Source organism: Nostoc sp., assembly GCF_036917155.1.
In the GTDB taxonomy this organism is placed as follows: domain Bacteria; phylum Cyanobacteriota; class Cyanobacteriia; order Cyanobacteriales; family Nostocaceae; genus Nostoc.
On the sequence record NZ_JBALDZ010000108.1, the window covers coordinates 51,600 to 74,342 of the forward strand.

General features: G+C 39.1%; 18 protein-coding genes and 1 pseudogene. 2 read left to right on the forward strand and 17 right to left on the reverse strand.

Features of this window, described 5'->3' with window-relative positions:
* Positions 1 to 239: 239 nt before the first annotated feature.
* Positions 240 to 678: pseudogene (locus V7K67_RS15715) on the forward strand (NAD(P)H-dependent oxidoreductase).
* Positions 679 to 866: 188 nt separating this feature from the next.
* Here the strand turns inward: V7K67_RS15715 and V7K67_RS15720 are convergent.
* The 12 genes from V7K67_RS15720 to V7K67_RS15775 form a co-directional block, all read right to left on the reverse strand.
* A complete protein-coding gene (locus tag V7K67_RS15720; RefSeq protein WP_334733644.1) occupies positions 867 to 1,553 on the reverse strand; it encodes a PHP domain-containing protein in 687 nt (228 codons plus the stop codon).
* Positions 1,554 to 2,032: 479 nt separating this feature from the next.
* Positions 2,033 to 3,169: an AIR synthase related protein gene (locus tag V7K67_RS15725; protein WP_334733645.1), complete on the reverse strand. Its 1,137-nt coding sequence runs from the start codon at positions 3,167 to 3,169 to the stop codon at positions 2,033 to 2,035.
* Positions 3,170 to 3,224: 55 nt separating this feature from the next.
* Positions 3,225 to 3,431, reverse strand: a complete 207-nt coding sequence (locus tag V7K67_RS15730; protein WP_334709619.1) for a hypothetical protein — start codon at positions 3,429 to 3,431, stop codon at positions 3,225 to 3,227.
* Positions 3,432 to 3,885: 454 nt separating this feature from the next.
* Positions 3,886 to 5,712: a bifunctional serine/threonine-protein kinase/formylglycine-generating enzyme family protein gene (locus V7K67_RS15735; protein WP_334733646.1), complete on the reverse strand. Its 1,827-nt coding sequence runs from the start codon at positions 5,710 to 5,712 to the stop codon at positions 3,886 to 3,888.
* A gap of 490 nt (positions 5,713 to 6,202) precedes the next feature.
* A complete protein-coding gene (locus V7K67_RS15740; RefSeq protein WP_334709621.1) occupies positions 6,203 to 7,012 on the reverse strand; it encodes an ABC transporter permease in 810 nt (269 codons plus the stop codon).
* A gap of 402 nt (positions 7,013 to 7,414) precedes the next feature.
* Positions 7,415 to 7,870 (reverse strand): hypothetical protein, encoded by a 456-nt coding sequence (locus V7K67_RS15745; RefSeq protein ID WP_335167326.1) that lies wholly within the window; start codon positions 7,868 to 7,870, stop codon positions 7,415 to 7,417.
* A 283-nt stretch (positions 7,871 to 8,153) separates the two neighbouring features.
* Complete coding sequence (locus tag V7K67_RS15750) at positions 8,154 to 8,741, reverse strand: hypothetical protein (protein ID WP_335167328.1); 588 nt, start codon at positions 8,739 to 8,741, stop codon at positions 8,154 to 8,156.
* A 55-nt stretch (positions 8,742 to 8,796) separates the two neighbouring features.
* Positions 8,797 to 9,261 carry a DUF4359 domain-containing protein gene (locus V7K67_RS15755; RefSeq protein WP_335167331.1) on the reverse strand — a complete coding sequence of 155 codons (465 nt, stop codon included), beginning with the start codon at positions 9,259 to 9,261 and terminating at the stop codon, positions 8,797 to 8,799.
* 523 nt (positions 9,262 to 9,784) lie between these two features.
* The gene (locus tag V7K67_RS15760; RefSeq protein ID WP_334733650.1) at positions 9,785 to 10,099 is read right to left on the reverse strand and encodes an SH3 domain-containing protein; all 315 of its coding nucleotides are present in this window, start codon (positions 10,097 to 10,099) and stop codon (positions 9,785 to 9,787) included.
* Positions 10,100 to 10,116: 17 nt separating this feature from the next.
* Entirely contained in the window at positions 10,117 to 10,881 is a 765-nt protein-coding gene (locus tag V7K67_RS15765) for a hypothetical protein (RefSeq protein WP_334733651.1), read from the reverse strand.
* A gap of 55 nt (positions 10,882 to 10,936) precedes the next feature.
* On the reverse strand, positions 10,937 to 11,560 hold the full coding sequence (locus tag V7K67_RS15770) for a hypothetical protein (protein ID WP_334733652.1): 624 nt from the start codon (positions 11,558 to 11,560) through the stop codon (positions 10,937 to 10,939).
* Positions 11,561 to 11,883: 323 nt separating this feature from the next.
* Positions 11,884 to 12,339 (reverse strand): hypothetical protein, encoded by a 456-nt coding sequence (locus V7K67_RS15775; RefSeq protein ID WP_334709630.1) that lies wholly within the window; start codon positions 12,337 to 12,339, stop codon positions 11,884 to 11,886.
* Positions 12,340 to 12,955: 616 nt separating this feature from the next.
* Here V7K67_RS15775 and V7K67_RS15780 point away from each other — a divergent pair.
* Positions 12,956 to 13,990, forward strand: a complete 1,035-nt coding sequence (locus V7K67_RS15780) for an XDD3 family exosortase-dependent surface protein (RefSeq protein ID WP_334733653.1) — start codon at positions 12,956 to 12,958, stop codon at positions 13,988 to 13,990.
* A 379-nt stretch (positions 13,991 to 14,369) separates the two neighbouring features.
* On the opposite strand, the gene V7K67_RS15785 is transcribed toward V7K67_RS15780, so the two are convergent.
* The 5 genes from V7K67_RS15785 to V7K67_RS15805 all read right to left on the reverse strand — a co-directional run bounded on the left by V7K67_RS15785 (position 14,370) and on the right by V7K67_RS15805 (position 22,639).
* Positions 14,370 to 15,113: a DUF928 domain-containing protein gene (locus V7K67_RS15785; RefSeq protein WP_335167335.1), complete on the reverse strand. Its 744-nt coding sequence runs from the start codon at positions 15,111 to 15,113 to the stop codon at positions 14,370 to 14,372.
* Positions 15,110 to 17,470, reverse strand: a complete 2,361-nt coding sequence (locus V7K67_RS15790; RefSeq protein WP_335167337.1) for a CHASE2 domain-containing protein — start codon at positions 17,468 to 17,470, stop codon at positions 15,110 to 15,112. The genes V7K67_RS15785 and V7K67_RS15790 overlap by 4 nt, the downstream gene beginning before the upstream one ends.
* A 56-nt stretch (positions 17,471 to 17,526) precedes the next feature.
* A complete protein-coding gene (locus V7K67_RS15795; protein ID WP_334733656.1) occupies positions 17,527 to 18,747 on the reverse strand; it encodes a DUF1822 family protein in 1,221 nt (406 codons plus the stop codon).
* A 74-nt stretch (positions 18,748 to 18,821) separates the two neighbouring features.
* Positions 18,822 to 20,357, reverse strand: a complete 1,536-nt coding sequence (locus V7K67_RS15800; protein WP_334733657.1) for a sigma-70 family RNA polymerase sigma factor — start codon at positions 20,355 to 20,357, stop codon at positions 18,822 to 18,824.
* Between the two features lie 533 nt (positions 20,358 to 20,890).
* Positions 20,891 to 22,639 (reverse strand): NAD+ synthase, encoded by a 1,749-nt coding sequence (locus V7K67_RS15805; protein ID WP_335167343.1) that lies wholly within the window; start codon positions 22,637 to 22,639, stop codon positions 20,891 to 20,893.
* Between the last annotated feature and the right edge of the window lie 104 nt (positions 22,640 to 22,743).

Below are 22,743 nucleotides of genomic sequence, written 5' to 3' on the forward strand. Positions count from 1 at the left end.
CATCGGTGCGACAGGACTAATTTCATATTTTCTACTCGTTGTTTTGTTATTGATATGCCGTCCGTCGCTCAACAAACCCAAAGCAAAGTTTCACGAAAATTACAGCAGGTTTAAAGTTGCTGAAGTACACAAGCTAAGTCTCAAGGCAAGGTAGAAATAACCCCTTAATCCACCTGTTCTTAGTCTCTGTAGTTCTGCGCTTATCTGTTCCAGCTATTAATTTGTATACTGAAATTTCTATGACAACATTTGAGCATCCCCCCAGAATTTTATTTTTGTATGGCTCCCTACGTCAGCGTTCCTATAGCCGCCTTTTGGCAGAAGAAGCCGCATGCATCATTGAAGAATTTGGGGCGCAGGTGAAGTTTTTCGATCCACGCGAACTGCCAATTTATGGCAGCGTACCTGACACTCACCCAAAGGTACAGGAGTTACGCGAATTAAGTCTGTGGTCAGAAGGGCAGGTCTGGTCTAGCCCAGAGTTGCACGGTCAGATTTATGGCATTATGAAAAACCAGATCGGCGCATTCGGGGGAGTATGTCAAAAATTTACCTTGCTATTGCGTGACTAAAGTTGATTATCTCACAGACCGCTACTCAGAACGTAAGGAAAAAGCCGCTAAAGAGACAATCAAGATAGCTTCTCAAGCTCTTGAAGTTAACTCTATGAAGAACTAAATGGTAGAGTGACCCCCGATTTAGCCATCCATTCAATCACCGCTCGTTCGCATAGAAAAACTTTGCGGAGCCAGAGAGGCTCTGCTTGCAGTCGATTAATTTAACCAAGGGATATTTCTTTTTGTTTGAACTTCAAGACCAGCTTAAACCCTATTCCCAAGCCTCCTAACATTGGGAAAGGTATTCTTTTATAAACGTTGTAGCAGGCTCAAACCGTGAGTATCAGTACCACAGGTATTGAAAAGAAAGTATTCATCAGCTAACTTTTGCACTTGTTCTGATTCCACGATGCTGGGTTGCCAGGGGTTAGGGTTATTATAGGCGTAGAAACTTTCTACGCCATCGATACCCTTTTGGGCAGCAGCGGGAATTAAGTCAAAATGCGATCGCTTGTAACGAGCTGGATGAGCCAGAACTGCCAATCCCCCAGCTTCATGAATCGCGGCAATTACGTTACTTGCCTGATATTCTTGCCCTGTAGTCGGCCTTCTTTGCAGATAGGGTTTCATAGTAGAGTGTTCTGTTCCAAAAGCGTAAGCCAAAATGTGAACTTCTGTATCCAAAAGGTTGGCATTGATTTCCACACCACTCCACAGGTAAGGAGTGCTTGCACTAGGATTACTCCACTTCCAATCTTCTAACCAAGCAAGTGATGCTTGATAGCCGATAATACCATGATGATCGGTAATAGCTAACCCTTTCAGCCCAATAGCGATCGCCTGCTCCATCAATGCGCTCGGCTGCAACCTGCCATCCGAGTAGACAGTGTGCATGTGAAAGTTGAATAACCTTGGACAACTATGTGCATCAATGTTATGGAATACTTGCTTCAAAAGTTCTGCCGAAGCAGTAGTCCGGGCCAAATTTACAGCCATAACTCCCTCTGAACAAAAATATATATTCTTAACACACCAAAACGCCACATCTACAGATGAGAAAGATCCACCACTAAAAAATTAGTGTTGGTTGGTACTTTCTCAGCTTTCTCAGCAAATTTTTCAATATGTTAAGACTACGTTAGCAAATCTTAATCTCAGTAGTCATGGGTAATTTGGACTACTTTGTCGTTAAGTAGTAATAAATATTGCATGTAAAACTTCATAAATATGCATATAACATCTATGGTAAATGACTTAGATACTAAAGGCTTCTTAGAAGAGTTAGCTATTATAATCAGCCGAAAATGCAACTAGAGTTTGTGTGTAAAAATCGTTATTTGCCTCAGTAATTATCGCTTTGATTTAACTAATAACAACTTTAGCGTAGGCGTAGCCCAACCCAGGCATCGCATAAATAAGAAAATCTTGTGAGTTTAGAATAGCTCCAAGAAAACTAGCGATCGCTAGTTTTCTTACTACACCCCTCGCGCAATTCCAAAAGAATCTCCCTTCAAAATGACTCCCAGGGGTTCTATCACTACCTCGCGACTAAGGGAAGCTTCAACCCTTCCTGCAATCACAGCCGAGAGTTGATGTTCCCTTGCAAGTAGGACAATTTTCTCTGCATCCTGCTCCGACTCTGTATAGAATGCAAATCCTGCACCGTAATTGAACACCGAAAGCATCGTCTCAGCACCACCCTCAAGATGACCCTCGACAAAGGTAAATATCTCTGGTATTGGGAGCATCGTTTCGATGACATACCGGAGCGGTTTCACCGACCGCATCAGCTTTTGCCAGCCATGACCAGTAATATTCTCCATCGCCGTGGGACGAATCCCCTCATCAAGCACCGCCTGTACAAGCGGCGTATAGAGATATGATGCAGCATTTATCGCTTCCCAGAACTCCTGCCCACTTGGGAGTTTTGTTCTATAGCCATCAGGAAGCGACTGGGCAAGCTTTCGCAGTGGAGTAAAACCGTTCTCATGGGGGCCCGAACTCTCGACGAGAACAATGGTATTTCCGGCATCCAGACGCGAGCTATCAATAGGAGCAACACCAGCTGGCATAACCCCAAAAACCGAGCCGGCGATATCGAGTCGCCCTGGAATCATCTTAGTTTTTAGTTGAGGAGTTTCCCCTGAGAGATAGACACACCCCACTCGTTTGCACCCTTCAACCACTCCATCCAGAAACCCATCAAGGAAAGCGGGGGTAAAAATTGTTTCAGGAGTACTCGACGGTAAATAAAGACCGAGGAGTATAGTCTGCATACCGGAAGTTGCAGCATCATTCGTCAGACACGAGATAATCTTGATACCAATATTCCACCAGAATCGTCGCAGTTCTTCTTCACCGAGGTCGTCAGGGCGGGTATCGTCTGCGGTACCCAGTCCTTCGGGTACAAGTGTCATCGAAAGTTCTCTAGCCCCCGCCTCTAGAAACGGAGCCAGGTTGAAGCTGAAAGCGTTGGCACTTGCTCCTAGACCCGACGCGGGCACTATGCCGTATGTGCTTGCAAAGCCAAGTGTACGTTTTGCAGCATCGATGAAGCGTCGTTTTGCAGCATCGAGAGTATCGTAATCGACTTGATCGAGAGCTTGAGCCATCAGGTTGCGTTTTAAGTGAAAAGTGAGGAGTTATGAGTTTTTTTAACTCCTCACTTTAAAATACCTCATCTTCAATACCGCGCCACCATTCACCTAATTTCATCAAGTCTAGGTAAATATCTTCTAATTCTTTGGTATAAACATCGTCTGCAAGCATCGCTCGACGCTCTTGTAATTTCTTAAGACGCAGTTGTACTAAAAGCCAAGGTTTAGTAATGCTGTTGGTTGCTTCGATGTATTGCGCTAGTTCTTTGCTATCCATCTACTAGGACTCCTATTTGATAATTGAATTTACCTAACAATGTTGTCCAATTTTTACAAAGTTATTCTCTCGTTACAGCCCTTAAAGATAATAATCAAATAAAGGGAAGGAGGTGAGCGTCGCTCACCTCTAGATATTGCTTGGCACACTGGTGAGCGCTGGGGCGCAATTGTACAGTTACGAATTGAAGACGCGTACTACAGCGATGGTACACCACGGTAATATATCACTTTTCGCGCGAGAACCCGCAAGGCTAGCCCTGACGGGAAGCGAAGAACCCGCCAAATCCCGGTTCATCCAGTTTTATCTGAGTCATTGAAATCTTATAACCCTGAATCGGACTCCGGTTGGTTGTTTCCGTGCCGACTATAGGAATTGTGTAAAATAATTTCAGTGAACTGATGCGATAGCCCTTCATTTGTATGGAGGGTTTTTAAATCTCTCAAACTTTCAGTTACCCTGAAAATACTACTCTAAAGCCACAAATCCTCAGTCCACCGTCTGACTCATTCCAACTGCGACTGGCGCTGCGACAAAGTTCTGCATTGAAACTCCAAGAACCACCTCGTAGCACCCGACGATGAATATCACCGCCAACCTCCCAAGCTGTTCCATCTAAGGGTGCGTCGTTGTAATTGTTGTGCCACGAATCAGCACACCATTCCCAAACTAGCCCGTGCATATCATATAATCCAAAGACATTGGCGACTTCAAAACTGCCGACGTTTGTTGTTTCTTTACGGAATTTGCTTTTTGGTTCCATAGTGCAACTGACTAACTCAGAGGTAATGGTTTCACCAAAGTGGAAGGATGTTGTAGTTCCAGCACGACAAGCATATTCCCATTCAGCCTCACTCGGTAAACGATAGTCGCGTCCAGTTTTTTCTGATAGCCTGAGACAGAATTCTACAGCTTCATACCAAGATACATTTTCCACTGGTCTATCTAAACCTTTGAATTTCGACGGATGGGGATTTAAAGTTTGTTTGACTTTAGGTAAAGCTGCTACTACTCTCCATTGTGCTTGAGTTACGGGAAATTTCCCCATAAAAAATGGTTCGACGGTAACTTGATGTTGGGGACGTTCGTCAGCATCTCCTTCAAACTCTGGTGAACCCATCATATAAGTACCGCCAGGAATCGATACCATTTCTAATATGATAGATTTACTCAATTCTTCGGCAAAGAAGTTGGCATTGCAACTCATGCGGTTTACTTCTCTACCACCTGTGTCTACTGTCACTACGTCAAATTCAAAGGTTTCTAAGGGGGGTAATGGTACGATTACTTTTTGTGGTAGCGGCGGTAATATGGGTTGAGGCATCGAAACAATTTTTAGGGCAACAGGTTCAATGTTCGATGTTATAAACTTCAAATCGTTGATAACTTCTACTGCTGTTTGATACCTTTCACTCGGTAAATGTTTGAGTAATTTATCTAAAATTTTCCCTAAGTCGTCGCTGATAGTAATACCTTTTTGCTGTAAACGTTCGCGCCACAACCATTTAGCATTCATGGCATCATAAATAGGATCTTTAACCTGTCCAGAAGCATCCTGAAAAGGCAAACATTGAGTTAAAAGACGCACACAAGTTACACCCAAAGCATACAAATCACTACCATGACAAGCAAATCCAGCCATTTGTTCAGTTGGGGCATAGCCAAGGGTATAAATTACTGTAGCTTGTCTTCCTATACTGGTTTGTGTTACCTGTTTAGCACCGCCAAAGTCAATTAATACGGGTTTTTCATCACTGGTGCGGCGGATAATATTTTCTGGTTTGATATCCCGATGAATGACGTTATGGGTATGAATGAATTCCAGAACTGGCAATAAATCAGCTAAAAGTTCCCAAATTTGTTGTTCACCATAGATTTGTTGCTGAACTTCTTGTAAGAGAGTTTTTCCTTGAATAAATTCTTGTACGAGATACAAACTAGTACCTTGTTCAAAATAAGCTAGTAATCTGGGAATTTGGGTATGATTTTCTCCCAATTCATACAACCGAAAAGCCTCTTCTTTAAAAAATTCTGCTGCTTTCGTGCGTTGTCCTGTTCCCTGAAATTGTGGGAAAAATTGCTTGATGACGCAAGGTGCGTTTAGTCTATCGACATCTTCTGTAGCATAAGTTCTACTGAATCCACCTTCACCTAAGAGTCTTAATACGCGGTAACGGTTTCTGAGAAGTTTGCCAAAGTTGCTTTGTCCGCAACTCACGCAAAATCTATTGCTATCAGAGTTGAATGGATTTGAGCAATTGGGATTTTGGCAGATTTGCATAATGAGGGGGAAATAGCATCTTCTCCAAAGTTAGCCCCAATATTATCTAATTGAAAACAGTTATGTAGAGAAGCGAACACGGAAGTTTATTCATGTGTTTAAAACTATCTTTCACACGAGGATAGAATAATGAATAAATTCTATTTATTTACTTATCTATAGTAAGACATTACGCTAGCAGAAAGTATGGCATATTGCCATGATATTAGTCAGTTATGGCAAGCCCAATGCACCCTAAATTTTAATATAGCTGTTGTTCACTATGCAAAAAAGTTCACTAAGAACCAAATACTCTATAATTTTTATAAGAAGAACTCAGGAGTCAGAATTCAGTATAAATTCTATATGAGTGGGTAATAAATATTGGTTAAAAGCGAGTGTAATAGTGGGCGAAACTAGTATTAAATATTCTCGCCTTAAAACTTTATCCCTTTATAGTTAGAACACTGACTTCTGTATTCTGACTCCTAGTTTATTGCCAATTGGACTCTTATTTGAAAGTTTTATTCTCTCCAGAAACGCGAATTAACTCGGCTACAAGAGCAACGATCGCGGATACTGAAATTAACATTACACTGAGTGCATTAATATCAGGTTTAACTCCTGTTCTAATGCGGCTAAAAATTTCCATTGGTAAGGTGTTAGAACCGCTACCAGCTGTAAAACTGGCAATGAGAAAGTCATCTAAGCTGAGGACAAAAGCCAAGAGACAACCAGCCACAATCCCAGGCATTAATTGAGGTAACAATACTTTGATGAAAGCTTGGGTTGGTGTAGCGCCTAAATCTAGTGCTGCTTCTTCTAAGTGTGGATCTAAATTAGTCAGTCGGGAAGCAACTACAAGTCCGACGTAGGCGAGACAAAACACAATATGGGCTGCAACTATTGTCCACAAACTTAAAGGGATTGCAAAGGTAGCTAGACATACTAGAGTAGCCACAGCGATCGCAATATCGGGAATAATCAATGGTAGGTAAGCAACACCGCGATACAATTTCTTACCAGGAAATTCATAACGCGCCAACCCAACCGCCATCAAGGTTCCCAGCACTGCTGAAATTGCCACAGCACAACCAGCAACGATCATACTATTTTGCAAAGCCGATAAAATGCGATCGTCACTGAACAACTTGCGATACCAGTCGAGAGTGAATCCTTGCCAAGTTGCACTGTAGGGCGACTGATTAAAGCTATAAAAGCTTAGTACCAATATGGGTAGGTACATGAACACAAACATCAGCACTGAGAAAACCGCCTGCCATGAGACACGCGGTTTTTTGAGAGATGGAGAGATATTCACGCTTATATGTGATTTTTATTGATAGCAATATAAAATATCACATTTGATGTAATAAGTCAATCATTCAACTACGATAGTAAGCTGCCACGCATCTAGTTTTTTAGCTGCCTCTAGGCTATGGAAGGGTTTTAGACCCCAAATTATACAATTTAAATGCGCGACAGCTTATAAGGTGTATAAGTAAGTCGGTGAGAAAAATTCAATGTATATGAAGAAATATAAATTAGCTGTAGGGTGTGTTATGCCTTATAGCAACGCACCTGAGATTGTTGATGGTGCGGCGCTTGGCGACAACACGCCCTACATTAAAATTCTTTAACATAGCTGGAAATATTAGCACCGACTTACTTATTGTCATACTTGCACCCCGACAAATCATAATCATTTACTCTCTTTTAACTTTTAATTAAACCTAATTTGACTTTTGTGAATTACACCCCCACCACAGATAGGCGTAAAAAGCCAACCATCTGGTGTAATTCCTCCATTTAGCTCAATAGCCCTTAGTTCTTTAACAGCACAAATAATTTTGCCATTTGGAGACTTTCTTATATATGATGGAGGGTCAAATACAACCCCAATCGCAATTCCGGGATTAAAACTAGGTGCGGTACAAATAATTTGAAGCTCAGCAAAATTAGTAAAATCTAACTTCGCTTCAGCAATTGAAGCCCCTTCATTCTGAACAACACCACCAGCAATCTTTGCTGTACCACTATGAGAACTGGTAAACTTATCTACCAATCTTTGGGCTTTTCCTTCATCGAGAACCTTGCTTGAACAGCCTGCTAATACTAAAACGACAGGCAAAATTAATGTTACAATCAGACTCTTTTGATTATTCTTGATAGAATTCATATTTCAATGTATTTGTGTATCTTGATTTGGAAGGTGTGTTTAATTATTTATTGGGAATACTCTCAAGCAAATATGAAGGTAGTATGAGTATTAAATAGCGATCGCATTTTAATTAATTCACTCCAAATTGAAAACTAGATTAGACATCTAAAGAATTGGCGTAGGGACAATACCCTGCGGGAAGCCGCTTTGCGTCTACATGAATTGTCCCTACAAAGGGTTTCAGGTAATGCATATTTAATTTTCATTCCTATGTCTATTGATTAATAGTGTAAATTCTGCATCAAGGGGCTAAAAATTTGTTGAAGTCTGTCTCAACACCTGATGAATATTCCAAAATAGTTCTTGGAGTCGAAGTCAGAACTAGAGGTGAATCCGTATATCCGTGACTTCTATAACGAACCCGCGACCACTTTTCTGTTCGAGTTGTATAGTCAAAGAATCGAGTTGCTAAGTCACGCCATCCTTGGTTGCTAGTCGTCAAAACTCCAATTGATGGTTCATTCCTTGAGCCAGCAACACCCGAATATCGATCAGTTCCACTAGCAGAAATGTTTTTATAGTTGTTACCAACCTTCGTATATATAAAAATTGGACAGCTACGGTTACTGCAAATTCCTCCACCTGCTGGATATAAAATTGCTTCCTTGACGCGATCATTGTTAAGGTCAACAAAAAAAACTCTGTGAGCCTTGCTTTCCCTGAAGTAATCACTAAAATTATCCCGATACTGCAAGAAATCTTGACGAATAGTAGCTATGAGTGCTGATGGTAATTTCTGGTGATTCAAGGAAGCACTTGCTTTGCTAGTTAATAAAGATAAAACGAAAACGAAACTAAATATTAATACCAACAAAAAATGCTTCCTCATTTTTAGCTCCTGAATAGCGAATCACTTATTATCCTTTAATTTTTGGAAAATATCCTCAAAGAAGAAAGTTTCCAAACACTCCAATTGCGCTGAATTGACTAATTACAGAAGGAGCATTACCAATCTCTCCATTAGAACCTAGCTGCTCTATTTCTTGGAATACTTTATCTCCTTTTTTCTCTTTAAAGAATTTCCTGGCTTTTTCTTCTAATTCTGGATTTATCTGATATCTTATGGCTTTTATAACATTATCTTCATCTAGAATAAATATGCTAAATAAAATATAGTTATATCTAGAAGAGTTACTCGTAATTATAGATAAAACTTCTTCGGAATGCTGCTGTAAAAAATTATCTGCGATAGGAGTGCATAACCCTTTACAATAGTTTTTTGGAAGTCGAAATTTAGAATGCAAACTATCTTCACTTCCTTGGCATATATCTTGAGAATGAATATTTTTTTTAACGCCTTGATATGCATACGAATAATAATCTTCTGCTGATGGATTGGTTATCGCCATTAGTACAAGAATCGGAAAGATTATAGTTAACCATTGCCGCTTAAATGTTTTGAACATTGATTTTATTAGTTATTTATTTACTGCGCCATTACAGGAACTTTATTCCCACTCTCTGTTCTGACAATTAATGGTAGTGAATCTCGGTATTCTCGACGTGGAAATTGAATAAATTGTACACCTCACTGAGTTGGGCTAACTATCATAATATAATGGTTATCAGCCCATTTTATACTTATTATTTGATGATACATTATCCAAACTTCAGCTATTTCTTTGGCATTAATTGCATTTGCATTTGCTTGTCCACCACATTGCCAGGTTAATACATCTTTCCTATTTCTTAAATTCCAGAGTCCAGCGAGTCGTCGATAGTCTTGAAACGCACTATTACCGAAACTTGTAAATGAAAATATCTTATATCGCCAATAATTTTCAAATAGTTTTCGTGATTCTCCTTGTGTGACATCACCATAACGTTTTGAAGGTTGCAGTTCCGCTATTTGTTCTTCTTTTGTTGGACGCTCTATTGCTGATAGCAGCTAATAAATTCTCTAATTACCCAGCCCCACACTCTATATTTACCGTTGTAATAGCCGCCTACTTTAGCCCAAGCACGATTTTGGCTGTCATAAGATATTTCAAGAATATCAACTTGTCTACCATTTTTGAGAGTATTTATTACTCGACCATTGGGTTGATTACGCACATTTAATGGAGTTCCAGTAGGATCTGTTACTTGACAATCTGTCTGTGCCTTGACTGGTGATAATGTTAAAATTCCAAGTAATCCTGTAGTAGATAGCAAGAAGAATATTTTTCGGAAAAGGGTAATTTTCATGTTTTATTTGAGCGGTATCAGTGTCTGTTTGGTAGAGAAGTAGTGCAGCCAGCTTGCTGTAATTTGTTCTTAGTTTCTGCACTGAAATACCAATTGTTAGGTGGTGCTATGGATGCCAAGTCTAATTCTCTTTTGTGAGATGTAATAGTGTCGTAGACTCCAGATAAATCCTTTCCTAGAGAAAGTTTGTCATTCTCTGTATTAATAGTTTTCTCAAAAACTGTACCAATCTCTACATATTGAGAATTTTCTGTAATTCCGACGATGCAAACTTTGTTAGGTGTATAAGAAGGTAAAATTGAAACCGTTAATACAGAACTTGGTATTGGAAAATTACCATTTTCCCAATATCCCAAGAAAGGTATTGCACTACTATGAATTTTAGACCAGGCTTGTTGAAAGGATTTTAACTCGTTACTTTGCCTTTTGTAGGAAGCTGACAACCTAGTAAGAAGTTGGTTAGCAATTTGGCGAGGAACTCCCTTTTTGACTAAGCAACTAACTTCACCACAATAATTAGTTGTACGAGGAGTACCATCAATAATTTTCCAGTGACCATTTTGACGCTTTAAAGTAGCTCTTCCAATATTTTGTCCAACACGATATTCTAGTGTGGCATAGTTATCAATAACCACAACACTATAAACTGGGCCATAACCACGTCGTACCAAGTTGAGAATAGCAGAAGTATTGTCTTGTTGAGATTGTGTGAAGGCTGGTGAAGCGCTAGCAAATAGAAGTGCTAAACTCAGACCGAAACAAGATGTAAATCCTATTTTCATAATTCATCGCCTAAGTTATAAATACTTTCCAGTTTCCTAAATAATTTGATTACTGTCATGGTTTTGAAGTAGTGCAGCCAGCAGCATTAAATTGTGAGAGTATTTTGGCTGTATTCCGTTTATAAATTTGACTACTCGGATGTTTTAAAAGATTGGGATAAGTATATAACCACAGTTTAGCTATATTGTCTTCAGGTAAAACATCTATAAGTCCTAAAAATTCTTGTTCTTTGATAATAACATTAGGTTTTCCCCACAATGGAAAGCTAATTTGATTGTTATAAACAGAACTAACAGCAAATTTTACATCTTCTGTATCCCCTGGCATAAAGATAATACAGACTTGATTTTTAACCCTTGATGGGTAAATCATGAGCCACTCTTCTTGTCCTTGCCATTCTCCAAGAAAAGGCGCAACAGTAGGAGCTATTCGTGACCAAGTTCTAACAAAATGCTCCTGAGTTTGAATTTCAGTTGTCTTTCGATAATCTGACCAATTTCCTGGTCCCTTTTTTTTATAAGTCCGAAGTTTAGGGATTTCTTCACGAAGTTCCTGCCTTAACTGATTGATTTCAGTATTTGTTGGCTGCCGATTATCAGCTACTGCTGATAATTGATTACTACCCAAAATAACTAAACTAAATCCTAAGATAAACACTCTCTTCATTTCTCTACTCACTTTTACTTTTACTTATAAATAGGACTTACTTACGCACTCGTGACGAACAACAGAGTCTTTGGAATTACTTCTCTACGAGATGCTCCGCGAACGCTCTGCCCGTAATGACGTAAAATCCTAGTCCGTGCATAAGTCCTGATCAAATAGCACTGGCATATTTTGACCACGCTCATTGACAATTTTTAAAGGTAGTTCTTCTAAATTTTCTCACTCTGAACGGCTACAAAAAATCTTGCCTCTTGCAAGATTTGATATCAGGTATATTGCGCTTGACAACAACATACCCTGAGAATTGATACGACTTTATCTTCAATACAAGAAGCCTAGATTTCTGCAATAAGTTGATTTAGCTCCTTGATCATTTTTTTCGCGTTCCCAGCTTCCCAGGGAAGATGAGAATATTCGACTACTCCAGTACCACCAGACGCAACGACAATTAGTGTTCGGAATGCTCCAATTATAGAAGGGACTCCCAATAGAATAAGCAAAATTCCAACCGACTTAATAAGAGAAAGACCAATCAAGAAAAGTGCAACACCACCCATAAGTGACATAAACTTCAACTCGGTTTTGGTTTTAACCCCACCTATAGCTCGTAGAGGATAGGTAACTGTGTCATTACCTGTAGGTATCACCAGAAAAACATTAGGTGCATTTACAATTAGCCTCTTGTTAGTCAGCCAAAAATGGGATTTTAGGAAAAAAAGTAGCAGTGAGTCACTGAATTCATATTCTTTCTGAATAGTCTCATCTTGTCCCAAAGGTGTATCTAGCTGCATTTTACTTCTGCTCAGAGATTTGATTACTTTCTACTTATCTAATTGGGATTAACCCTAAGCAAATATGAGGGTAGTATGATTTTTTTCTAAAAAACTTTGGGAATCCTCGCTAAATCAAGCTTCACAACCTGTTTTTTAGATAAATCTAATATATTTATTGGGAGTAGCCTCAGGGCAATATGAGGGTAATATGATTTTTGGGAAAATAATTTTGGTGAGTTCGTGCGATCGCCTATAACAGACCTACTTGTAACTACTAGAAAAAATCTCTACAAATATCCTCCATAGATGGAGCCATAATTGAGAATTAGCCCCCTAATTATCTAATTGGGAACAACCTCAATCAAATATGAAGGTAGTGATGTTTTTTGGCAAAATCTTTTTTTATGTTTTATAAAATCCGTACATTTTTATAAATCCTAATTTATAGTTAGGCTTTACTGATTTATTATTACTCAATCTTTATTTGCTATTAAGTGTTTATTCTATTTAAGAAATTTGCCTTGAGAAACTAATCTTGATTCATGAGGATAAGCATTCATTAACTCAGCTTTTGAAATCAATATCCTCCAGTCATCTAATTAGATTTTCCATCATTAATTGAAGATATTTTCCTATGTTTGACGACGGACTTAAAATTCAGCCAATTCGATTGATAAAGTCGCTCTGTTTTCTACTACCTTTGTCACTTATACTGACTGCAAATAAAGCAACCCTTGCAGCTGATTGGATGTATGCTCGCGATGCTGTGGGTGATGCATTGGATACAAGTGACGGAAGTGCTTTTGATATCTTTGGTATTGGTATTAAAGATGATGGTAATGATGTTTGGATTGGCATCAACGCGAATATGAGTCGAGATGGTTACAATATGTCCAGAGTTTGCAATGGTAAACAATGTTACAATATATCTAACGGCAACATTGGTTGGGGTGATTTATTTTTCGATTTCTCTGGTAACAGTCAATTCGGTACTTCCAATGACAATCGGCAATTGTTCGGTATTCGATTTGCACCTGGCAATGATTCCAAAGTAGGACTGGGTGTTTACAAGAATGTTTTTGGTGTTGGCGTTGAAACCCAGAATGCAGGTTATCGAAATTTCGGTCGTTATTACAACTCCCTATCAGCAAAGCAAAAGCAAACAGCTAATGTTGGAGATTTAGCTTGGAATGATACCTATTGGGGTGGCGATCCGCGCTATACAGCAGGACGCTATACCTATTCTTTGAATACAGAATCAGTACCCAATGTAATTGCTTCAGGCGATCGCTTGGGTGATGTAACTTTGTTAGATAGTAATTCATTATATGCAGCAGGGTTTGGCCAAGGTCTTTTCCAAGGTTCTCAATTATTTGGCTTTAAGTTTTCTCGGTCTCTTTTACCAAGTGGTAATTTTATCGCCAGTTTATTTGAAGAATGCTTAAACGATTCGATCGCACTTCGCGGTCATTTGGATGCACCACCACCACCAGTAACACCACCTGTTCAACCACCAGTAACGCCACCTATCCAACCACCAATAATACTGCCACCACAACCACCTACATCACCTATTAGAGATGTACCGGAACCATCTGGCATAATTGGTTTGCTAATATTTGCCTTGCTTGGAAAAAAGCGTACTTTACAAGTAAAACGAGAGTTATAAATGAGAAGGAGTCACAAGACAGAATTCAGAATACCCTAAGCTATCAAGTCAGGGGTAACAGTCAATACGGTTCGGTTAAAGGGGAAAGGGGAAAGGGGAAAGGGGAATAAAAAACCTTTAACCCTTACCCTTTTCCCAAAACCCTATTCTGAGTTCAAAATGCTTATCCGAACCGTATTGGGGTAACAGTAAGGACAAGAATTTATGATCACGCGCGTTTAAAATCGGGGGCTTTAAACCTCGATTCTCCATCCAGTCGCATAGAATCCATTCTGGATTCTGGCTCCTGAATTCTTCTTCGGTAAGTAAATCAATCGAAACTATTGTGGGGTAGGCGATAAGCCTACCTTATTATTTATAGCTTCCATTAAAAATAATATTACTCATGAATTGAAACACTTACAGCATCAACAAATTGTTCTTGTGCTACCCACTCTTTGTCTAATTGCTTGAGTAAATTTATCCAAGCTACTTGAATTTCGGCATCATCTGGGTAATTAAAATGCAATTGTGCTAGATTATTGACTGCATCGTACCAAAGATAATTTTTAGTATAAAAACTATATTTATATAACTTATCTACTTGATGATGCAAAAGATTACTATTGATGACTTTACGCTGTATCCATCCATCAACAACAGCATCAGGTTCATCGCTATTACTACCCTGACAATTTAACATCAAGTACCAACGGTAATTCTGATTTGGTTGGAGCAAATTTTTTGACCCTGAAGGCAGAGTAATTTTGATCAGTCCTGGTTTTGTAGCTAGCTTAATTGCTGTATGGTAAATTGTTTTGTGTTCCTGTCCATCAAGTAGTAAAAAATCTGCGTGTTTAACATCGTCCTGTTTGTAAGGCACGTAAAACCAAAAGCTAGGATATGGAGAGTTTGTAAAGTCATTGCCATTGTTGGCGTTAAGTGATGTCAGTGGTTTATTCGTTTGCTTACACGTCGCTTCTGGGCGCGTCGTTCCGGGCGTTGAATTTCCTTTAGGGGTACCTGTAGTAGGTGGTTGTGGTGGTGGCGACGTTGCGGATAAATTTGGTTGTTCGAGTCCTTGTGTACCCAGCATCAAAATCCCACTACAGATAAACCTGACAAAAATCCCAACCTGTTTCATGTCTGTTGTTTGTTGTAAACGGTATTACCTAACCAAATAACACCCCAAGGGGCGACCAAGGCAATAATTCCTGGAATCAGTGGTATCCATCCACCCAAAGCGAAGATACTCCAGCAGATTCCGTATAACATAGCACTGCATATACCAAGTGCCAAGCCTCGGTGAAGTGAGATTTTGACACGCCAAATCACAATACTTCCCGTCAATGACCAGCAAAATATCCATAGAGTTTCACTCCATTTTGGTAGCCACCATAATAGCGGTCTGTGGTCTTCGACGGTACTGAGTAATTGGCTGACGACATGGGCGTGGATGAAAAGCGATCGCATTTCACCTTCTGGTGTCTGATGCGGGTCTTTGACGCTGGCTGCAACAACACCGATCAGGACAACTCTATTTTTCACCCAAGCAGGGTGAAAGCGATCGCGATCTACATTCAAAATATCTCTCAGGGTGACTTGTTGAGCAATATGAATGGGGTCTAGAGTATGGCGATAATTAATCAGCAGTTGGTTTCCCCGTGCATCTAAGTTTTGATACCCCCCACTATTTTTTTCCAGATGCTTGATGACAAATGTGCCGAATTTCCAATCATCTTTGAAGGTTGCTACTGGAATTTTTTTGGCATTAAGATATTGGTATGCTAATTGCCAGCCAAAAGAATATTTGGTAATACAGGGAGAAGCTTCAGATATCGGATTTTCGCTACGGGATAAAAGATAGCGGCGGACTATTTTATCTTGGTTGTTGTTTTGCTGTTGGTCGTTGTATAAGTCAACAAAGCCTACTGGAATTCCTGGACTTTGAGATGGAGGTGCAATGCTTTGTTCTGGACTGTTATTCAAAGTACATACAGCTATCAGGTTGTGATTTTTCTGGAAATGATTAATCAGTGCTTGATTACTAGCTGTATCATTAATTGGTACAGGTGAATCGCGGACAATGTTCAAGCCAATCGCTGCGGGTTGATACTGCTGCAATTTGTCCAAAAGTCGAGTTATTACAGCATCTGGTAGAGGATAACCATAGGTGCGGATATCCTTTTCATCTGCGCCAACAATTAATAGACGACTATCTTCTGATTCTGGCGATTGCATCTGCATTAGATGGTCAAATGCTTTCATTTCCCAAGGCTGTAATATCCCCAAATATCTAATTAATGTTACCAAACTAGTGACAATTAAACTAGCAATCAAAGTTATTTTATAATTTATTTTTAACTGAGATGATGAGCATGAAATATATTTCTTTAATTCTTGGTTTTTACCTCTTAGATTTTCCCAAAGAGGTGATATTTCTGCTGGGTTTTGAAAAATTACTGGCAACCAACTAGCAGCCGGAAATTCACTTTCTAAACCTTGTAACTTTTCCCGCGCCTGTCGCACTGATACATAAAATGATTGACCTTCAGCAAAGTTTGTTAAAAAGTGCTTCAAAAACTCCTGCGCTACTTTATCCGGTACTCTTTCACGCATGACAATAATTTGGGGAATATGTAAATCCTCTAATTTCTGTGCTAAACCCAAGCCATCACAAGAGTTAAAAATTGCTATTTTCAACCCATTTTTTAAAGCTTTTTTTAGAGCGTTAGTCAAATTATTTATATTTAGATATTCCTTTTTATTTATATGTATATAACCAGTATTATTTTCATGACTGCTGTAACTATGTCCGGCAAAATATAGAATATTCCATCCTTGATTATCCCAAAGTAGTGTATCTAATTCTGAATGTTTTGGTTCTACCAAAAATACTGTTTTAGCAGATGGTAAACTCTCTAATATCCTCCGATCTGTGTCAATATTAATTCCTTTACTATCACCTAAAACCGCTAATATTTTTACTTGTTGCGTATAATTTTTAACCTGAGCTTTGGTTTCAAATTCGATGGAACTTAAACCAACTTCTGCTTTGGGATAATCACTAAAAAAACGCCAAAGATGCCAAGGGAGTTTCCTAAGCAATATATCTTCACTTTGAATAATAAAGCGGATTTCATCATCGCTGCTTAACTGCATCCGTAACTGGCGATCAATGTGGCGGAACTCTTCAGCATCTAGCCAGATATCGATTTGTTTCTGTAATTCATCACATACTTTATAAAAATCTACATCAGAAAAGTGGGTAACATCAGCATCATCAATTTTAATATCTTCATCCTTTGGCTGAGATTGGCGTAAACCTACATTTATGTAGCGAGATTCGTAGATTAATTCATACAATAATTGCCAACGGCGATATAGGTCAAGAAGAATTGGGCTAGCTGGTAAATTACCTTGAAATTGTCTCCATTGTGAATTCCCTGCTTCTTGTAGAGGCTCATCAACTGACTTTTCGTAGAATAGCTGAACAGTCACAAAAGAAAAACCTGAATGCAAGTTACCTTTTCCCAGGTTTAAGATAACTAACTTACTCATTGCTGTGTCAATGTAAATGGTTCAATTACGAATTCTTCAGTCACTCTAAACTCATCAATAGACACTTGAATTTTAAAGGTTTTTCCTGGTGGGCAAATAAATCGTTTCAATTGAATAAAATTATCTTGAATCCGCGATTGAATTTCCTGAAGAATGGACTCTGATTGAGAAAATAAAGCTAGTTTAATATTAGGCGGTAAGTAAGTTTGTCCTTTGGCTGGATGCAGTTGCACGCGTACAGCTACTTTCCCATCGGTTTCTGGTGTCAAACCAACCAAAAGTGCAACTGATTGATTACTCAATTGCATTCCCAAATCAATTAGTTTTATCCCGTCTATAGATATACCTTTAGCTGCTACCTCATTGTTTCTAAAACTATAAACTAAATTTCCAGGTTCTTGATTAAATAGTGTGTTTAGAGATTGCCAACCATCATCGAAGGTATTTTGTAACCATTTACTCAAATTGCTTATTTTTACTTGATTTTTTGTCACCAATCTACCTACCCGTCGCTGATACAGCTGTTGTCGCCATTCTTCATTATTCAGTAGTGCTGCCCACTGTGCAAATGGTATATCAACTCGCAAACGTGGAGAATAAATAGATGAATTGCCTAACAATTCTAATAAATTTTGAGCCTCAGTCTCAGATAAAATCTGCAATTCTGGCACTTCTACATGCCTTTCTATTCCTAGCGTCACCTGCATTACTGTGAGGCTGGTGATTAACTGGTCTGTTGGTAATATATAAGTGCGATCGCGTGGATCGTACTTGCTCAACTGTTTGACTTGACGATATGTCGCAAACCCCTGTACTGTCAATGTACATTCATCTGCATTTGCTTCTAAATCAACCTGTATGGCTAAGTAATAATCACCGACAAAAGTGGGGATATCTATCCATTCTTGAGGAACTCGCAGTGATTCTGAATCTATGTTTTCGTTGGGGATAAGGATAATTCGCCGCGTACCAATCCCGATTGCAGTACCATTTACTACTTCTAAAATGCTGCGTAAGCCATCTTCACTAGGATAAATTGCAGAATTGGATAACGCTTCATCAGGGATTTGGTCATTCAGCCAGCCTAAAAATGTATACAAGCAGACACGATTCAAATAAGCACTGTACTGTGCGATTTTATGAGAATGCTGTTGTGCGTCTTTCCAGGCTTGCTGTTGTATGGAGTTAGATATTTGCAATAATAATTGGTTTTTCAAAGCTGATTTGTTTTGTTTATTATTGTATATATCATACAATAAATGTATATACATTAACATATTCGTTTAAAATTTTATGTAAAAATTAACTGTTTGATTTGTGAATTTAAGCGGTCATTTTTATATTGTTTATTTAGCCAGATATTTAAAAATTTTCTAATCATTATGTCAAGTTCTTTGAGTAATGCAACTTCTAATTCAGAATTTGTTTGGCAGAGTAATTCATTCACTATGTCTGAGGGAAGACGAAGTTGATTGCTAATAGCATTAATGTCTAGTTTTTGTCCGTAGTAGAGGCGCAATAAATCCTGAGATTGAGTGTTCATTTGTTTGACAGATGTAACCAGCGCTGCATGAATTAAATCAGAATAATCGGGAGTTTCGTAATTAAATTTCAACCAGTTTGTCACGTACCCTTTTACCCATTGCGGCGGTTGTTTTAATGAATATGCCGCATTAATTAGCCTGCGCTCAATAGTTTGTAACCGACGTGCGATCGCTCCTTGGGTAACTACAAATTTTGCCGCGATTTGTTTTTGATTCCATCCCAATCCATAGTAAAGATATAAAATTTCTTTTTGGTCGTCATTGAGCGCTAGTAATTCGTGTTGTAACACCACCTCCGTTCGCTGACAAAAGCTCTCTTGCTCAGATGTAGAATCTTCTATTTCTAAGTTAAAACTCCCATTTGAATCAATTTTACAACTAACTGCACCCATTACTTCCAGGGAAATACTTGAGGCAATTGATTGGGGGTAATTTCGCAAAGCAGTAACGCAGGTTTCCATCCACCTTTGCAGCTGTTCTCCAGTCACATTTTTACCGACTGCGACTTGATGTGGTGCTATAGCTAGTACTTTTTCGGCGTTGTAATATTGTGCTGATTCTTGAAAGTCATTGCTATCTGGTTCTACCCAACGTTGTCCACTGCGAGTAGCAGGGTTTTGGATTTTACTGAATTGATAAACTTGTTTAAAATATTTACGCGCAAACAAAAATCTGGAAACCTCCGGTTCACATATACCATATCGAATTAGTGCTTCTTTCAGTTCTTTATTACTTTTTTTGCACAACAATCGCCATTTAGAAAATTTGGCAACTGCGCCCTCGTCTTTAATAGTTTTTCGCAAAACTTCAATTATGTAAGCGTAAAGTGGCGAAATCTTAGGGTCGTATTTCGCCAGAATCTCCCGAAATTTTACGGGATCATAAACTAAGCACCGCGCAAAAAAAATATATTCTTCCCAACATTTATATTGGTTTTCTTTCCATACTTGTGAAGCAGCACGATAGCAACTTTCCTCACAATATAGACTTAAATGCTGCCATGCTTTTTCGATGCGGTTTTCTGGTTCCCAATTATATTTTGAAGGCAAGTTATTTAGCGCCATATCGAGCCAGAATTGAACTAAGCCTTGCTCATTTTTTTGATGTAATAATGCTGCAAATTGGTCGTGTTTAATTTTATATAAATCAATATTGCGCTGTAAATATGGTTCAGGTTTCCATTGAATTGTTCTGCGTTCAATTGAATTATCTACAGTCATGTACATATAGAATCGATGAACTAAGTGCTGAAGGCTAGACAATATGGGTAATTGATTTAACATTATGACCTGATTGGCGCACGCTTCAAAGTTGATTTTTTATGGATTTTTATTTAGTAAACTGTATAAAAAATAGCCTTTTTAAGGTGTGATCCAAAACCTTGCCAATATTTGTCAAATCGAATAGCAGGTGTAGGTAGTGTAATGCTTGGAAGAAAAGTTAAGTTTATTACTTTAATATTGGGGCGTACTCAGATGATTTATGCGGTGTCATCCCAAAAAGCGACAAATTTCGCGATGACACAGAAAATTTCAAAAGTTATCGCAAAGAGCCTAAAGCAAGTTGACGAGATACTCGTTCGCGTGGCGGAAAGAAAAATCCACCTCAACACTCCATAAAAAAGACCTCTTCTTGGTTTTACTACGCAAAATCTGTCCCTCTCTAATAGACATCTGGTGAAAATGAATGTAGAGACGTAGCACTGCTACGTCTCTACAAGGATTCTGGGTAACGCATATTTAATTTCTGGAGATGTCTAATGCGGAAAGGGACAGATTTGAACAAAAGTTCAAAGCAAGGAGAGGTTTGATACTAATTACTTGATTTGCGGATGGGCATCTTGTTCATCCCTGCTGACTAAGGTAGGTGTAGCTATGGTTTTAGCCTGGTAAGCGTTTTTGACACCAACCCAGTTACTAGCAATTGGCATTCGCCAACCAGTTCCAAAGGCGCGATCGGTGATTTTTAAGCCGGGGGGTGCTTGTCGCCGTTTAAATTCAGCCCGCGCCACCATTTGAATTACTCTGTCTACAATTACCGGATCGTGACCGGCTGCGACAATTTGCATTGCTGATTGATGGTTGTGAATCAGGCGTTGCAAAATGTCGTCCAAAACTTCGTAGGGCGGTAGAGAGTCTTGATCCACTTGACCCGGTTTGAGTTCGGCGCTGGGTGGTTTAGTTAAGACGTTTTGCGGGATGATTTCATTATTGCGATTTAACCATTGGCAAAGTGAATACACACGGGTTTTCGGAACATCTGCAATCACCGCTAACCCGCCATTCATATCGCCGTAGAGGGTACAGTAACCCACAGCCATTTCTGACTTGTTACCAGTAGATAAAAGCAGATAGCCAAATTTATTAGCGATCGCCATTAATAAATTACCGCGAATCCGAGATTGGATGTTCTCTTCAGCCAGTCCAAACTCTGTACCCGCAAACAATTCACCTAATGTTTGATCGAAGCCTTGCATTAACTCGCCAATTAGTAAAAGATTAGTCTTAATCCCCAAATTTTCGGCTAATGCCACAGCATCACTGATGGAATGCTCGGAACTGTAAGGGGAAGGCATGAGAACACCGAGGACATTTTCTTTACCAAGTGCAGCCGTAGCGATCGCAGCTACTATTGCAGAGTCAATCCCGCCACTTAAACCCAACACTACTTTAGAAAAGCGACACTTACGAGCGTAATCTCGCACTCCCAAAACCAACGCTTGCCAAATTTCTTCATCTTCCGATTCATATATCGGTTCTACACAACCCAACTGCAAATCACGTTGCACTTCGTCAAATTCCACTACTAATAAATCGGTTTCAAAACCACGGGCGCGACACATAATTTCACCTTGACGATTTAAGGCAAAACTACGCCCATCAAAAATTAGATCATCATTTCCCCCAACCTGATTAGCATAAATAAACGGTTGTTGAAAACGTACTGCACTATGCTTGAGCATAGTTTCGCGAAACTGCTGCTTGCCAGCCGTGTAGGGCGAAGCAGACAAATTTACAATCAAATCTACACCCAAAATTGCTAAGTCAGCAATCGGATTTGCTGCATAACTCCGTTTACCCCAAAATTCTTCATCGTTCCATAAATCTTCGCAAATAGTTACGCCAATATGGATATCATCGAGAGTGAAATAATTAGCTTGTAAGCCTTCTTCAAAATAGCGACGTTCATCAAACACATCGTAAGTAGGTAAAAGTCGCTTGTAAAAAATTTGCTCAACCTTACCATTCTCTAACAAAGCTATGCTGTTAAATAAAGTTTTACCGCCACTAATATGTGCTTTAATATTCGGTTCAACAGTGCCTACCAACACAGCTAAATTTGGTGGTAAATTCTGAGCCAAGTTTTGTAAAGTAATGCCCATCGCTTCCACAAAACTAGGATTTAGTAATAAATCTCTTGGTGGATAGCCACATAAAGAAAGTTCTGGTGTCAACAACAAACGCGCACCGCTAGATGCTGCTCGTTGTGCCGCTTCCAGGATTTTTTGGGCATTTAAAAGCAAATCACCGATAGTAGGATTAATTTGAGCGATCGCTATTTTCATTTTAGTTAAGAGTTTGGAGTTTGGAGTTTGGAGTTTGGAGTTTGGAGTTTGGAGTTTGGAGTTTGGAGTTTGGAGTTTGGAGTTTGGAGTTTGGAGTTTGGAGT